We start from the raw sequence: 15,178 nt of genomic DNA, 5'->3' as shown, positions 1-15,178 counted from the left end.
TTCTATACGTACCTTTGAAAAAAGGAAATTTTACAAGACTTCAACTAATGCAGTCTGATCTATTTATTTCCCATTTTTTAGATCTGCAAGTCAGACAAATACCCTTCTCTAAGAAAGCCTTTTTAGCCGATCGGCAAATTTTTTATGGTTTTTGACATAGTCCATGCAACTCTTTGGCGGCTAACTGCATCTGATTTAGTGAAAGCTAAACCAACTTTTTACAGAAACTAAACCAACTAAACACCAACTAGTATGTGGGAAAATTATCTCAAAATCGCCATGCGCAATTTGAAGCGCAATAAGATCTATTCCGCCATCAATATTATCGGCCTAAGTTTGGGGATGGCAGCAAGTATTTTGATTTGCCTTTTTATCTTGGATGAACTCAGTTATGAAAAGTTTATTCCCGATGCGGATAGGATTTACCGAGCCAATGTCAGCGGGAAAATGAATGGCAATGAGTTTACTTCCGCAACCTCAGCCACCCCTATGGGACCTGCAATGGAAAACGAAATTGCGCAAGTGGAGGAAACTGTACGTTTTGGGATGATGCGGACTTTTCCCCTTCGAGTGGAGGATAAGGCTTTTACCGAACCAATTGTCTTGGCTGCTGACCCTAATTTTCTCAGTTTTTTCGGATTTCAATTGATCAAAGGAAATCCTGAAACCGCTCTTTCAGGACCAGATAAAATTGTTCTGACTCAAACCGTTGCTGAGAAATATTTTGGTGAGGAAGATCCCATTGGAAAAACGATTTTCAGTGGTTCTGAAAAGAAGCCCTTGGAAGTAACAGGTTTGGTATCTGATGTGCCGGCAAATTCACACTTGGATTTTGATGCGGTAATTTCAGGAGAAAATTGGTGGTTTTTTGATCAGGAAAACTGGACTAGTAACAACATCTACACTTATTATAAACTTGTGGAAGGAGCCAATCCGGCAGATATTGACGTTGCCCTCAATGGTTTTGTGGTTAAATATGTTGGAGATGAGATCCAGAAATTTCTTGGAATTTCTTTAGATGCTTTCAAAGAGCAGGGCAATGCCTATGGAATTCATACCATGGCACTTCCCGATATTTATCTCAAGTCAGATACCGATGACGAAATCAAAGCTTCAGGAAACATGCAATACCTGTATTTATTTGGAGGGATTGCTGTTTTTATTTTGCTTATCGCCTGTATCAACTTTATGAATTTGTCCACAGCCCGATCTGCCAATCGAGCCAAAGAAGTAGGGGTGAGAAAATCCATAGGTGCCTACAAAAGTCGCTTGATCACCCAATTTTTAACAGAGTCGATATTAAACAGTGTCTTTGCGGGGCTGATTGCTCTTGGAATCATTTTGATTCTTCTTCAGCCGTTTAATGCAATTTCCGGGAAAGATATTGGACTGAGCTTTCTAATCCAGCCCCAATTTGTTTTCGGATTTTTGACCTTTATTCTTTTGATAGGTTTGGTTGCAGGCTCTTATCCCGCTTTTTTCCTCACCTCTTTTTCCCCTGCATCGGTGCTTAAAGGAAAAATCAGGTCAGGCGTGAAAAGGTCTCACCTTCGTAGCGGTCTGGTGGTATTTCAGTTCTTTATTTCCACGGTTCTGATCATTAGCAGCATGGTGGTTTACAAGCAGCTGGGTTATATGCAGGAAAAGAATCTGGGTTTTGACAAGGAGAATGTTATATCCCTTTTACACATTCGGGCATTGGGAAATAATCAGGAAGCTTTCAAACAGGATTTAATCAGTCAGACAGGTTTCTCCAATGCGAGTTTTGCCAATTCTCTTCCTCCGAGAATCGACTGGAGCTCAGTGATGAGAACAAAGGACAATCAACAGGATATCCTTTGCAATATCAATGTGGTGGATGAAAATTTCTTGGAAACCATGGGTTTGAAATTGGTTGGCGGAAGGTTCTTTTCAAAGGATATTCCTTCAGACACTGGGGCAGTTTTAGTGAATGAAGCAGCATTTGCCCAAATGGGATGGACGGAACTTGATGGAAATCAAGCAGTGGGCGGTTTTTGGGATGATGATGGATCAATTACTTACAGAAAGGTGATTGGGATATTGGAAGATTACAATTACGAGAGCCTACGGCAAAATGTCCGGCCCTTGGTAATGATGAAAGGGGTGAAAAATGATTTCAATGAAATAGCTATCAGAATCAATCCTGGTCAAATTTCCGATAAATTGGATGTTCTCGAACAGACCTGGAATAAGCATGCAGACGGGGCCCCATTTGAGTATTCGTTTTTGGATGCTGACTTCAATCTCCTTTTCCAAAAAGAACAGAAGATGGGAAATATCATTCTTATTTTCACTGTCTTGGCAATTGGGATTGCCTGCTTGGGCTTATTTGGATTAGCTGCCTATACGACCGAGCAAAGATCCAAAGAAATTAGTATTCGAAAGGCACTAGGCGCTTCCATGGCTAGCTTGGTGACGATTTTGAGTAAGGATTTCACCCTTTTGGTCATCATCGCCTTCATTCTGGCGGGACCACTAAGCTATTTCTTCTTGGAAAAATATTGGCTTCAAAACTTTGCCTACCGAACAGAGATAGATCTAGGACTTATTCTGATAGCAGGAATGATTTCTATCCTGATTGCCTGGCTGACGGTAAGTTACCAGAGTTTCAAAACAGCAGCCTCTAATCCGGTGGATTATCTGAAAAATGAATAGGTTGAAATAGATAGGTTGCTACTTACTTCACTATGACTGGGAATATTTTGGGGACTAGGTGTAGTTTGCAACTACACCTTTATATTTCAAAGAATTTGTAATTCGGGTGTTTCGGTTTATTTTCATTTCATGGGTGAAGCATATCAGATTCGGGGACTACACCCAGTGCATTGACTTTCTGACTACACGTAGGGGGGGATTTAGCACATTGCTTAACCAACGAAAAAGTATGAAGTATTTTCTATCATTTATTTTTATTTATTTATTAATGTCAGGCTGCAAGCCTGATAAAGATAAGTTTCAAAAAACTGAAATCAGTACTGGTGAAAAAGTATATTCCTTAGAAAAGCTTGATAGTATTAAAATTCCCTATTTAGGTAATCCAACTGTACATGATATAGATCCATCTTCAAGAACAGTTTTGTTCATGGAGCACATGCTATCATCCCAAGAAATAATTCTGGCAGATTTTGATGGAACTATTCGTAATACCTTCTCAAAATGGGGGGATGTTCCTGATTCCTATGGAAACCTAATTGCCCCACTTTTAATCGATAATAGCAATTCATTTATCGCTTATGGTTCAAGAGGTTTTTTAACTTATGATTTTAATGGAGAGTTACTATCTAGAGTAAAACATCCGGATTTCGACTATTTTGGATTTAATCGAATCGGGCTTGGGGGTGGAATGGAAAAATCAGGAAACCGTCTTTTATATGTAAATATAGAAATACCAGACTATAGTAAAAACGAAAGAAAGTTTTATGAAGAACTGAAAATTTTAACATGGCTAGATCAGTCAACAGGGGAAAAGGAGCCATTTATCAGTTTCCCAAACTCTAGTATTTTCCGTGGAGACAATTTTTTTTTCAATAATGCTTGGGACCCTGCATTTACAATTGCGGACAACTTTGTATATGTTGTATTTGGAGTGGAGCCGGTTATATATTCTTATGATAAACATCCTCCATACTCTTTGATCTCAAAGACCAATCTTGAATTGCCTGAATACAACTACTTTAAAGGGGCAGAGAAAATCACTTCAGATGTCAGTTTTTTTGGGCAGAGAAGAACATCAGGAAGGATATTGAATATCAAGAAAATTGGAGAATTTTTTATAATCGTCTACTTCCCAGGATTTGATTTTACCGATACACAAGAGCAATTTGAAAATAAATCAAGAGAGGAAAGTATGTTGTTTCAAAAAAGAATGAATGAGAAATATCCTCATAAAGTGGCAATTTTGAATAATAAAGGAAAGGTTCTAAGTCACTTTCCTATGGAAGGATTTATTCCAGGTAGTATGGTCCTCCGAGATAATGAGATTTGGATGCTGGAATCTTTTGATACAGAATCAGAGCAGGATTATTTCAGGATTTTTAAGTTTGAGTTGAATATAGAATGATAGAATATTTCAATGCTTTAGTTGGATAATTTGTCTAAGTCATTAAATACAGATATCAAATACCTTGAAAACGTCTACCTTACAAATACTGTAATTGGATTAATCTCAGGTAGTGGGTTGGGCTGATGTATTTTCAAGAAAAGTCTATTGTGATTTTATTTTGGAAAATTTGACTTATTCTCGAATTGAAAAAGGGTTGTACCCATATGGTTATGTTATCATTAGCAACCATATCCATTTAGTAGTCCAGCAAAAGGAGGGAAAATTGTCAGAATGGGTAAGAGACTTCAAGAAATTTACAAGTAAGAAATTATTGAAAATTATTCTTGAAAACCCGCAAGAAAGTAGGAAAGAATGGCTTCAAATGATCTTTGAATACCATGCGAAATTTAACAAAAGAGCTGGTGACTTACAGTTCTGGACTCATGAAAATCACGCAATTGAACTCTATCGAACTGAGATGATAGAGTCTAGAATGAAGTATATTCATGACAATCCTGTTCGAGCTGGAATTGTTGAAAAACCAGAAGATTACTTGAATTCTAGCGCAAGAAATTACTCAGGATTGAAAGGTCTGATTGAGGTGGATTATTGGTAAATAGTTCGTTAGGATTAATTTAATACAGACAGCGGTTCAATATGGTATGGATATTTGGGTAGGACAAGGCGTTAAAAAAAACAATTCAGTGAATTGTTTTAGCCTTGGGCCAGCTTGTAGGGCAGGCAAACTACACCCAGTGCATTGACTTTCCGACTACACTTAGAGGGAGACTACACCCAGTGAATTGACTTTCTGACTACACTTAGAGGGGACTACACCCAGTACATTGACTTTCTGACTACACTTAGAAGGGATAGCAACACCTAGTGCTAAAACTTTTTGATTACACCTAGAAAAGGTATTATTTAAATTAGTTTTATTGATTTTTTAAATTCATCAAATTCTATGTTCGCTAGTTGATTTTGAGCTTTTGATTGGTGACAGTTAAAGTCGTAATAGAATCCATTATGTTCTGTTTTCAAGACTTTTAGCTCAACTTTCAATGGTCCATTTATTTCCACATGCTCGAATAAGTATTCAGCGTCAAACTCATAAAATTTACAATTGCTTATATAATAAGGCTCATATTTTTTTATCACCTTGAAGCCTTTTAAAATCATAGAAGTCCCGTGTTCAGACATTTCCAATAGTTCTTCGAAAGATTCGTGTCCTAAATAATCGAGTTCCTCTTTTGCCGTAATGTTTAAAGTAATTGTTGGAGAGAATACACCTGTATGCTCGGGTTTGTCTTCATAATATTTTGTAGCAATACAAATTGGGTCTCCTAATTCCTCCCAAATTTCTTCTTGGGTATCTTCAAGCCCTTCTCCAATTATTTGATCACTTTTAATTTTTCCAAAGTCTTTAACTGCTATGAAACCCCATTCTTTTGGTATATGGAATAGAATTCCCAGTTTTTTATTTACATAAACCCTATCGTTTATAGCAACAGCATTTAAAGGGTCAACAGTAAGACCTGTTAATGCAAGACTTGATAATTTGAGGAATTGTCTTCTTCCTATTCCCATAGTTTTTATTTGTTCTCTGTGATAGGTAAAGTGATTTATTTTGAAGTTCAGACAGAATAATTCTAAAGAAATCATTCTGCCGATGTTTTAACAATGGACCAGACCATAGGGTAGGAAAACTACACCTAGAGAGAGATTAATTATTTATCCAATCCAAGAATTTTTGAAATTCCTCCTCGTTGTTGTTTAGCCAATCTTGTACTTCTGGACCACTAGTTTGGGAAATGTAATAACTGAAAGGTTTGGTAAAACCTGCATTTGCCATATCACTGAATAAGGCAACATATAATTCCCAAAACAATCCTGTGTTTTCTTTTTTTAGCTCGCCTAGAGTTTTGAAAATCAATTCATTTTGTTCACTAAATAATTCTAATTCGGATTTTTCTTCGTTTTCCTCAAGCGTACCTGAAACAGCCGAAAGACTGATCATTAGTTCAGCTGCATCAAAATCAGAATCATCTCCTCCAGAAAAAGCAATATTGATGTCAATATCTTTTTCTGATTTTTTGGAGATCCCCTGACTTAGCAAATCTCTTAGTTTTTGATATTCACTTCTTGATCTATTGGAATCGGGTTCTAGAAGTAAGAAAAAATACAATGGCAAAATGGTTTTGATTCTAGAACCTTTCATAGTCATTATTTGACTTAAAAGCATATGACTACTTCCATGTGATGGGTTAATACTGATTCCATCCAGAAGTGCATCATAAGCCTTATCAATTTCCCCTACATTGGTGCAGGTTACTGCGTAATTATAATTTATTAGGTGATTGTCAAATTCTTTCATGGCAACCTCATAGACTTCTATTGCCTTTTCTGGTTTGCCATCCATGTCAAGCGCATTTCCCCAAAGGACATATGCTTCTATTAAATGGTTTTCATTAAGCTCAATTACTTTTTTAGCATGAGCAATTGAATTCTTAAGATCCTTTGTGGAAATGTATGATAAAGCGATTTCGTAATTCGCTAGACTGGAATTTTCATCAACCTTCAAGGCCTTCTTGTAAGTTTCAATAGCCTTTTTATAATTTCCCTGATCATGAAATTCTATGCCTTCCGAGACAAGTTTTTGGACTTTTTCATTTTGTGCAAAAGTGGAACTGAGGATAAAAATCAGAGAAATACTAAGTAATAATTTAGTCTTGTTCATCTAGGAATTTACATGGGGGAGAAAGTGTTTGAAAGGATGTTTTAATTTCCTTTTTGACGAAATAAAAAGGAAAAATCCTTTTTGAACAATACCCTATATTGGGTATATTCTAGCAGTTGGTATTGAAAAATAGTCATGGCTACTCTCGAATAGTGTACTTGACAATTGTTAGAACAAAGGACAATTCGACAGTTCTTAGAAGAGGATCTTTCAAAAGCCGATCAATTCTTTATATCGATCACTTTCCGCGAAGCTCTTAATAGTTTCATTTCTTTTTAAAAGCAGCTTTGTCATATACTTTTTGAGAAACAAAGTATCCACTAGTCTTCCAATCCATCCAAATGGCGAAACATAATGAAAGTAATCTGTCATCATTGTACCTGTGGTAGTTTCCTTGAAATGGTGTTCATGTCGGAAAGATTTAAAAGCTCCACTAACCATCTCATCTACAAAGAAACTGGGTCGTTCGTATTCAGTTATTCTAGTGGTTAACTTTTGATAAACTCCAAAATGTTTTGCTTTCCAGGTAACGAATTCCCCTAATTCGATTAGCCCTTCTGTCTTACCGGCTATAGCCGTTTCATTCGTATGACTTGTGGATATTTTATGCAAGTCAATACTTCTCGAAAGATCAAAAACTACCGAGATATCTGCTTTTATTTCCGTGGTAATTCCAATGCTTGGCATCTGGAGTTTTGAGTTTATCGTATTTGAGGGTTTTACTCCCGACCATTGTCGCAGACTACACCCAGTGCATTGACTTTCTGACTACACCTAGAGGGGGGAGAGTTATAATTACAATCTTTGATTAAGAAAAATCTGAAGAAATCTAGAAGGGCGTTCGTGTTTTTTCAAATAGCTAATTTTTTCTGTTGGTGAAAGAGGTCAATACCTGCAATGTCTGCATACCTTTCATTTAGTCGTTCCCGTAAATTAAATAGTCTTTTTTCAGACGAATCAACTATTTGCGAGAATAAACATATGTGTACTTTACCAATCTCGACTTTATTATCATTTTCAATAGTTTGAAAGGGTTGAACCTTTTCACTATATGATTCTCCAACTACAAAAGCATTGATATACGGATTACCAATTAATGTTCCGCAATTTGAAAAATCTTCAATGTAGCCAACTGCTTGATTTCTTTCATCTCTACCGATTTTAAACCCCCCACGCTTTAGTTCAATTATTAATATTTTTCTAAGTGAACTTAAGCCGTTGTCATGGTCAAAATCTGTTGTCCCTGTGATTGAAAAAGTAGAATCTCCCATAACCACAATATCTGGACGTTTTTTATAGTTGTTGAAAACGTTTTTGTCAATCTTTTTTCCAAATACCTTCTCAACTGTTGTTTGAAGTTGGCTATTGGACGAATATTCAGGAGAATCATATTCAGGACCAAAAATCCATCTTGCATTTGCGATAAGTGGGTGCAAAACGTGTAATTCATCAACATTGGAATCAGAAGATAATTTTCTAATTGCTTCAATTACTGAAATTCGCTTGTCAATTTCATCAAGAACTGTCAGGGCATCTTTAACGCTCCAATTATCTAACAGTTTGTTTAAGCCTTCAATATCTTCATGGGATAGATTTGAAAGTTTTTGAAGGAGTTCACTACCACTTCGTGTTTTTTCTAACTTAATCACTGTTTCTAATGCCAATGAGATTGATTCGTCTCGTGCGGTAGGATTTGTAGTTGAAATATGGTGAATTGCTTCGTTAAATTCATATTTACCTAAAGGACTTAAGTCGTTATATTCTTTCTTAAATTGACCTCTAATGTGCTTAGTTGTTTCCTCGATATTGTCTTTGGCAATTATGGAGAATATATTTTGGACTTCTTCATTTATTGCTTGGTAAATTATATCAAGCCTCTCATCTTTCTTGAAACCTGTCCAATCTTCTTTAATGAAGTCCGCGAGGTCTGTAGATTCAACTACTACGGAATATCTTTTTGCCTCTTTTGACCTACCATCTAAAACCATAATATTTCCAAGAATCCATGAGGGTTCGCCTACAAGTCTTCCACCTTGCCAAATTGCTATTCCTTGATAGAGCGTAGATTTCCTAGATTTTTTAGAATCAATGAGATTTACTTGAAGTGTTATGTCGCCTACTTTAACAGTAGTGGACTCTAATAAACCTTTATGTTCTTCCAATTGAATCGTTTGCCTGTTAATTGAAACTAAAAATTTGGGATCATGTAAAAACCTTGCAGATATTACTTCAAGTATGGTAGTTGGATTAGGAAGATTTTTTTCAACTATTACCTCTAGTCGGGTGCCAATTTGTTTAGACTTATTAAAGGACTCATCTTTTATAATGAAAGGTTGATTTTCATTCTTGGTTGTAAGAGTAAATGTAGATTCAGTTCCGTTTTTGTTAGTGATAACTTGATATTCACTGTTAAAGCATAACAAACCATGTCTGCCAACACCGTTGCGGCCGTAAGCATATCTCTTTAAGTCAATGCCTTTTGGAAATTCAACCATTTTTCCTTGGTGCTTGAGCCTGTTGTAGCTCAATTTCATCCATCGATTATAAAATTCTTCTTTAGTCAGTCCCGTTCCATTATCTTGTATTGTCAGTTTTTGACCTTTTTCTTCAGGAATAAAAATATCCACTTGTGTTGCTCCTGCGTCCCATGCATTCGCAACTAATTCCGTCAAAGCAATATCAGGTTGAGTTCCTAGACTTCCTAACGTCCGAACTAAATAGTCGTCCTCGAATAATGTCCCTTGTACAAATTTTTTTTCTTTCATTCTGTGGTATTTTTACATGGCGCCCATCTTATTTATAGATGCTCCTTCTCGACTTTTTATATCTCAAAAAATTGCCGTTTATCTCCTCTAAAAAGCTGCTGAAAATAGCTCCATAATTTTAGTTCTGCAAGTGTTTTTAGTGATAGTAAGCTTTAGGATTAAAATATTCCTTTTGCTTTTCGAAGCTCAAGGGGGGGGGTAAAAAGGTGCAAGCGCGGAGCAAAAAGGTGCATGCACGGAGCAAAAAGGTCCAAACGTGCAGCAAAAAGGCGCAATCATGGAGCAAATAGCTGCAATCATGGAGCAAAAAGGTGCAAACGAGGAGCAATGAGGTGGGTACTTGGAGCAAAATACTTCAAGCATGCAGCGAAAAGGTCCTCGATCGAAGCAATTTGCTGCAATCGCGAACCAAAAAGCCTCAAGCTTGGAGCTTTTTGGACCGTCATTGCCTGCACTCCGGGAGGCGGGCGAGTGACGAAGGAGCGAAGCAATCTCGTAAAAGTTAAGTGCTAATTATTTCTAGATTGCCACGTCGGCTAAAAAGCCTCCTCGCAATGGCGATTAAATGTCGACCGTAGTCCATCGACCAAGTCTTCTTCGTCCGCAAGCGAGCAAAATCGAAGTAAGGCGGACAAAAGTCCTTCTACCAATCATGCCTTTGCTGGCTATCAGCACTTTTTTTGGCATTTGGCATAGCCCATGCAACTCTTTGGCTGTTAACTGCATCTTTTAAAAGTACGAGGGACCAATAAATTACGAGGGACGAAATGAGAAGTGAAAAATCTAAAATCTAAAATCTAAAATCTGATATCTAAAATCCCTTATTCCACATTCCAATCTGCTAGCCATGATCAAAAACTATTTTAAAATTGCCATGCGGGGTTTTGCCAAGCATAAACTCACTTTTTTTATCAATCTTTTCGGACTTTCCCTTGGCCTTTGGGCCGCGATCCTGATCGGTCTCTGGGTCAATTCGGAGCTTTCCGTCAACAAGGACGTTCCTCAGGTGGAGCGGGTCTATCAGATGATGGAACATCAAAGCTACGGTGCCGATATTTTCACTTTTTCATCCACTCCGGGCATGTTGGCAGAAAGCATGAAGGAAAACTTGGCTGAGGTGGAACTTGCCTCCACCTATACCTGGATGGAGAAATTTCTCTTTGTGCAAAAGGACAAGAGCATCAAACTGGAAGGTTTATTTGCTATGCCTGACTTTTTGAAAATCTATGATTACGGTGTTATCGAAGGGGATTTGAATAGCATGTTGACGGCCAATAACCATGTTGTCTTGTCTGAAAGTGGGGCGATTTCGCTTTTCGGTAGAACAGACGTGGTTGGCGAAGATGTGGAGATCAAAGGAGGGACGGAATCTGAAAACTTTATTGTGCAGGGAGTGGTGAAGGATTTTCCTGCCAGTTCCTCTATTAAGTTTGATTTTCTGCTTCCCTATTCAAAGTTTTTTGCCGAAAACGAATGGCTGCAAGATTGGGGAAGTAATGGTCCGCGCACTATCATCCGACTTCGGGAAGGTGCGGACGGAGCAGCTTTCTCAGCTGGAATAGAGAATTATATCAAAGAGCGAAATGAGGATTCCAATGTTCGCCTTTTTGCTTATCCTTTGGCGGATTTGTACCTGCATGGGCAGTGGAAAGGCGGTCAGCCTGTAGAAGGTAGAATCAAAAACGTGAAGCTTTTTGCGATGATCGGATTGTTCGTTTTGATAATTGCCTGCATCAATTTTATGAACCTGAGCACGGCCAAGTCTCAGAAGCGCGCCAAAGAGGTGGGTGTGAGAAAAGTTGCCGGCGCCAACAAACAGACTTTGGTCTACCAGTTTCTGAGTGAGTCTTTGCTGATCACCTTCTTTTCCGGGATTCTTGCAGTGCTTTTGGTACAGGCTTCCCTGCCGATTTTCAATAGCCTGACCGGCAAAGTCATGTCTGTTCCTTATGGATCCTTGTTTTTCTGGTTGCAGCTGATGGCGATTATCCTTTTCACTGGGATCGTGGCAGGCAGTTATCCGGCATTTTATCTTTCCGCTACCAAAGTTGTTTCGGTCTTCCGTTCCTTCACCAAATCCGGCAAGGGCGTGGTTATGGCCCGAAAAGGTCTGGTTTTATTTCAGTTTATTCTCGCCACAATACTGATTGTTTCTACTCTGGTGGTATATCAGCAGATCAATTATGCTATGAATCAGGATTTGGGTTATTCTAAAGATCAACTGATCCAGATTCCATTGGAAGGAAAGACGCTGGAAAGCTTTGATGTGTTCAAAACCGAATTGGAGAAAAATGAAAATATTGAGTCGGTGAGTCGCTCTTCCTTTGGCTTCCTCGGCAGAAACTCCAATACGGGTGGGGTTTCCTGGGAAGGAAAAGACCCGGAAAATGCAGCGCTTTTTGAAATCATCCGTGTGGATTATGATTTCTTGAAAACAGCAGGTTTGGAATTGGTGAAGGGAAGGGATTTTGACCGATTGAATGGCGCAGATTCCACTGCAGGTGCAATTTTAAATCAGACAGCATACGACCTGATGCAAAAGGACCATGAAGGTTCGGAGTTTTTCAGAATGTGGGAAGGTGAACGTGCGATTACGGGAGTGGTGAAGGATTTTCATTTCGAAAGCTTCCGTCAAAATGTGGCTCCTGCTATCTTGATTCTTGATCCTGGAAATACCTGGCAAGGCTATGTGAAAGTCAATACAGAGAATATTCAGGAGACGATTGCTTTTATGGAAAAGACAGCTGCAAACTTGAATCCAGAGTTTCCTTTCGAGTATAGCTTTATGGATGAAAACTATGCCCGCTTGTATCAGGAAGATGTGAGATTGCGGGATCTGGCGCAATATTTCAGCATTCTGACGATCATTATTTCCTGTTTGGGACTCTTGGGATTATCGGCACATATCGCCGAGCAAAAGACCAAGGAAATCGGCATCCGCAAAGTCTTGGGAGCTTCTACTTTTTCTATCCTTCAGGTGATCAATCGAGAGTTTATCCTGATTGTTTTCCTATCTATTTTGATCGGTTCGGGAGTTGCCTTCTGGCTGATGCAAGACTGGCTAGATGGCTACCAGTACAAGATCAACTTCGAATGGTGGTTTATACCTTTGGCAGCAATTACGATTATGGGAGTTGCGCTGATCACGGTGACTTTCCAATCCCTAAAAGCTGCCCATTCGAATCCTGTGAAGGCGATTAAAAGCGAATAGGGGGGGTAGGATTTAAGATATTAGATTTATGATGTAGGTAATTGCCGCCCTGAGCGGAGTCGAAGGGTCCTCGACTCCGCTCGGACTGACAAGTATCTATTTTGTACCGTCATTGCCTGCCCTCCGGGAGGCGGGCGAGTGACGAAGGAGCGAAGCAATCTCGTTAAGGTTAATAATTTCTAGATTGCCACGTCGGCTAAATAGCCTCCCTGCCTATCGGCAGACAGGCTCGCAATGACGTTCGAGCATCAGGTTTTGGATCGTCATTGCGAGTGACGAAGGAGCGAAACAATCTCGTCAAAAGAAAGCGCTAATGAATTCTAGATTGCCACGTCGGCAAAAAAGCCTCCTCGAAATGACGTTTGAGTATCAGTTTTTGGATCGTCATTGCGAGTGACGAAGGAGCGAAGCAATCTCGTTAAGGTTAAGTGTTAATAATTTCTAGATTGCCACGTCGGCTAAATAGCCTCCCTGCCTATCGGCAGACAGGCTCGCAATGACGTTCGATCATCAGGTTTTGGACCGTCATTGCGAGACGAGGAACGAGGCGAAGCAATCTCCTAATTTCGGTCTATATCTCACAGACAGAACCGTTAAGCCAGCAAGATGGAATCTAATCTAAGATCGAAATGTAAATGTCCTCGACTGAGTAATTCCAGACCCCAGCGGGGTCAAAGCTTAATAGCCCAGGGTTTTAACCCTGGGTAAAAAATGGATTAGAATTCCTCAGCGCTGGCCCAGGATTTTCTTTCGGAGACAGAACCGTTAAGCCAGCAAGATGGAACCTCAACCTCGGTCTGAGTATATCACCTCGGTCTGTGTCTCACAGACCGCGGCTCGGCTTTTGGATCGTCATTGCGAGTGACGAAGGAGCGAAGCAATCTCGTTAAGGTTAAGTGCTAATAATTTCTAGATTGCCACGTCGGCTAAATAGCCTCCTCGCAATGACGTTCGATCATCAGGTTTTGGATCGTCATTGCGAGTGACGAAGGAGCGAAGCAATCTCGTTAAAGAAAGTGCTAATGAATTCTAGATTGCCAAGTAGGCAAAAAAGCTTCCCTGCATATCGGCAGACAGGCTCACAATGACCTTCAAAAATCCCTCCCTATCAAATCCAAATTGCCTAGTTCCTAACAAAGACGTATTTTTCAAAATCGTAAAAATACCCCTAGCATTCCATGAAATACCTTTCACTTTTTGCCCTGAGTATTCTCCTTTGTTTTTGCACCACTAAACTTCCTGCCAACCAAGTTGAAGAACCAAAGCAGGAAATCAAAACAGGAGCGGAGCAAACGGATTTGTATCTGCCACTACTTGAAGGGAAAAGAGTTGCCGTACTGGCAAATCAAACCTCTATCATCGGCAAAACGCATCTGGTGGATAGCCTCCAAAAACTGGGAGTGAACATTGTCAAAGTTTTCGGTCCGGAGCATGGTTTCAGGGGAAATGCCAGTGCAGGCGCCAAAGTCTCAGATGAAGTCGACGAGCAAACGGGCATCCCGATAATTTCCCTTTATGGCAAGAAAAACAAACCCAGCCAAGAGGATTTAGCTGATGTGGATGTGTTGATCTATGACTTGCAGGATGTTGGCGTTCGTTTTTATACCAATATCAATGCTCTGGCTCGCCTGATGGAGGCTTGTGAGGAAAACAACAAACCTTTGTTGATTTTGGATAGGCCCAATCCAAATGGCTATCTGATCGATGGTCCTGTGTTGGATATGAAGTACAAATCCGGAATCGGCATGTTCCCAATCCCAATGGCGCATGGGCTGACAGTTGGGGAGTTTGCCAAGATGGCAAATGGTGAAGGTTGGCTGACTAATCAAGTCCAAGCGGATATTATTGTGATCCCGGTTGCCAATTATACCCATGAAATGTCTTATGTCTTGCCTGTTGCTCCTTCACCGAATTTGAATACGCCACAATCGGTTTTGCTTTACCCTAGTTTATGCATGTTTGAAGGCACTTATATCAATTTGGGTCGTGGCACCTATTTTCCTTTCACTGTTCTTGGAAGTCCAGCTTATAAGGGGATTTATGAGTTCAGTTTCACCCCAACAGGCATTAAGGGAATGGCCGAAACCCCATTATTTATGGATCAGGTTTGTTATGGGATTGATTTGCGTGATTATGATACCGAGCAATTACGAAAAAGAGGTCAAATCAATTTTGAGTGGATCCGCGAACTCTATCAGGCCAGTCCTGAAAAGGAAAAGTTTTTTGATTCAAGTTTGAGCAACCAGATGAACAATATCGAAATCCAAATCGGGAGAGGGGATTTCAGACAGCAGATTATCGATAATGTACCTATGGAGACGATTAGGGCTGGTTGGGAGCCGGAGCTTTCTGCTTATAAGGAAATGCGGTTGAAGTATTTGCTGTATCCTTAAAGGTATTTT

Annotated in this window: 11 protein-coding genes; 6 read left to right on the top strand and 5 right to left on the bottom strand. The window is 39.4% G+C overall.

All coding sequences use genetic code 11. From position 1 onward, the window contains the following. The first annotated feature begins 279 nt into the window (after positions 1–279). The 3 genes from J0A69_RS18090 (at position 280) to J0A69_RS18080 (ending at position 4,679) form a co-directional block, all read left to right on the top strand. Positions 280–2,676, top strand: a complete 2,397-nt coding sequence (locus tag J0A69_RS18090; RefSeq protein WP_236032994.1) for an ABC transporter permease — start codon at positions 280–282, stop codon at positions 2,674–2,676. A gap of 229 nt (positions 2,677–2,905) precedes the next feature. Continuing rightward, a complete protein-coding gene (locus J0A69_RS18085) occupies positions 2,906–4,081 on the top strand; it encodes a hypothetical protein (protein ID WP_206588030.1) in 1,176 nt (391 codons plus the stop codon). 112 nt (positions 4,082–4,193) lie between these two features. Continuing rightward, positions 4,194–4,679, top strand: a complete 486-nt coding sequence (locus tag J0A69_RS18080) for a transposase (protein WP_206588029.1) — start codon at positions 4,194–4,196, stop codon at positions 4,677–4,679. A gap of 308 nt (positions 4,680–4,987) precedes the next feature. Here the strand turns inward: J0A69_RS18080 and J0A69_RS18075 are convergent, their stop codons facing one another. From J0A69_RS18075 to J0A69_RS18060, 4 genes are all read right to left on the bottom strand, one after another. After that, positions 4,988–5,725, bottom strand: coding sequence for a hypothetical protein (locus J0A69_RS18075; RefSeq protein ID WP_206588028.1), 738 nt, complete (start codon positions 5,723–5,725; stop codon positions 4,988–4,990). A gap of 61 nt (positions 5,726–5,786) precedes the next feature. Beyond that, on the bottom strand, positions 5,787–6,800 hold the full coding sequence (locus J0A69_RS18070) for a tetratricopeptide repeat protein (protein ID WP_206588027.1): 1,014 nt from the start codon (positions 6,798–6,800) through the stop codon (positions 5,787–5,789). A 210-nt stretch (positions 6,801–7,010) separates the two neighbouring features. Then, the gene (locus J0A69_RS18065; RefSeq protein ID WP_206588026.1) at positions 7,011–7,487 is read right to left on the bottom strand and encodes an SRPBCC family protein; all 477 of its coding nucleotides are present in this window, start codon (positions 7,485–7,487) and stop codon (positions 7,011–7,013) included. A gap of 164 nt (positions 7,488–7,651) precedes the next feature. Next, entirely contained in the window at positions 7,652–9,565 is a 1,914-nt protein-coding gene (locus tag J0A69_RS18060; RefSeq protein WP_206588025.1) for an ATP-binding protein, read from the bottom strand. A gap of 327 nt (positions 9,566–9,892) precedes the next feature. Between J0A69_RS18060 and J0A69_RS18055 the strand changes: the two genes are divergently transcribed. After that, complete coding sequence (locus J0A69_RS18055) at positions 9,893–10,078, top strand: hypothetical protein (protein WP_206588024.1); 186 nt, start codon at positions 9,893–9,895, stop codon at positions 10,076–10,078. Positions 10,079–10,126: 48 nt separating this feature from the next. Here J0A69_RS18055 and J0A69_RS18050 read toward each other — a convergent pair whose 3' ends face one another. Continuing rightward, positions 10,127–10,291, bottom strand: coding sequence for a hypothetical protein (locus tag J0A69_RS18050; protein WP_206588023.1), 165 nt, complete (start codon positions 10,289–10,291; stop codon positions 10,127–10,129). A gap of 121 nt (positions 10,292–10,412) precedes the next feature. Here J0A69_RS18050 and J0A69_RS18045 point away from each other — a divergent pair, with 121 nt between their 5' ends. Both J0A69_RS18045 and J0A69_RS18040 read left to right on the top strand, forming a co-directional pair. Further along, a complete protein-coding gene (locus J0A69_RS18045; protein ID WP_206588022.1) occupies positions 10,413–12,776 on the top strand; it encodes an ABC transporter permease in 2,364 nt (787 codons plus the stop codon). A gap of 1,178 nt (positions 12,777–13,954) precedes the next feature. Beyond that, a complete protein-coding gene (locus J0A69_RS18040; RefSeq protein ID WP_206588021.1) occupies positions 13,955–15,169 on the top strand; it encodes an exo-beta-N-acetylmuramidase NamZ family protein in 1,215 nt (404 codons plus the stop codon). Positions 15,170–15,178 lie beyond the last annotated feature (9 nt).

This window comes from Algoriphagus pacificus (assembly GCF_017254845.1).
GTDB classification, from domain to species: Bacteria; Bacteroidota; Bacteroidia; order Cytophagales; family Cyclobacteriaceae; genus Algoriphagus; species Algoriphagus pacificus.
Note: the sequence above shows the minus strand (reverse complement) of the source record. Positions and strands in the feature narration are given on the sequence as shown.

What these genes read in the sequence shown, in the direction of transcription:
- J0A69_RS18090 (WP_236032994.1), top strand. Translation starts at nt 280, where the DNA reads ATGCGCAATTTGAAGCGCAATAAGATCTATTCCGCCATCAATATTATC.
- J0A69_RS18065 (WP_206588026.1), bottom strand. Translation starts at nt 7,487, where the DNA reads ATGCCAAGCATTGGAATTACCACGGAAATAAAAGCAGATATCTCGGTA.
- J0A69_RS18085 (WP_206588030.1), top strand. Translation starts at nt 2,906, where the DNA reads ATGAAGTATTTTCTATCATTTATTTTTATTTATTTATTAATGTCAGGC.
- J0A69_RS18075 (WP_206588028.1), bottom strand. Translation starts at nt 5,725, where the DNA reads ATGATTTCTTTAGAATTATTCTGTCTGAACTTCAAAATAAATCACTTT.
- J0A69_RS18050 (WP_206588023.1), bottom strand. Translation starts at nt 10,291, where the DNA reads ATGCAGTTAACAGCCAAAGAGTTGCATGGGCTATGCCAAATGCCAAAA.
- J0A69_RS18045 (WP_206588022.1), top strand. Translation starts at nt 10,413, where the DNA reads ATGATCAAAAACTATTTTAAAATTGCCATGCGGGGTTTTGCCAAGCAT.
- J0A69_RS18070 (WP_206588027.1), bottom strand. Translation starts at nt 6,800, where the DNA reads ATGAACAAGACTAAATTATTACTTAGTATTTCTCTGATTTTTATCCTC.
- J0A69_RS18060 (WP_206588025.1), bottom strand. Translation starts at nt 9,565, where the DNA reads ATGAAAGAAAAAAAATTTGTACAAGGGACATTATTCGAGGACGACTAT.
- J0A69_RS18055 (WP_206588024.1), top strand. Translation starts at nt 9,893, where the DNA reads ATGAGGTGGGTACTTGGAGCAAAATACTTCAAGCATGCAGCGAAAAGG.
- J0A69_RS18040 (WP_206588021.1), top strand. Translation starts at nt 13,955, where the DNA reads ATGAAATACCTTTCACTTTTTGCCCTGAGTATTCTCCTTTGTTTTTGC.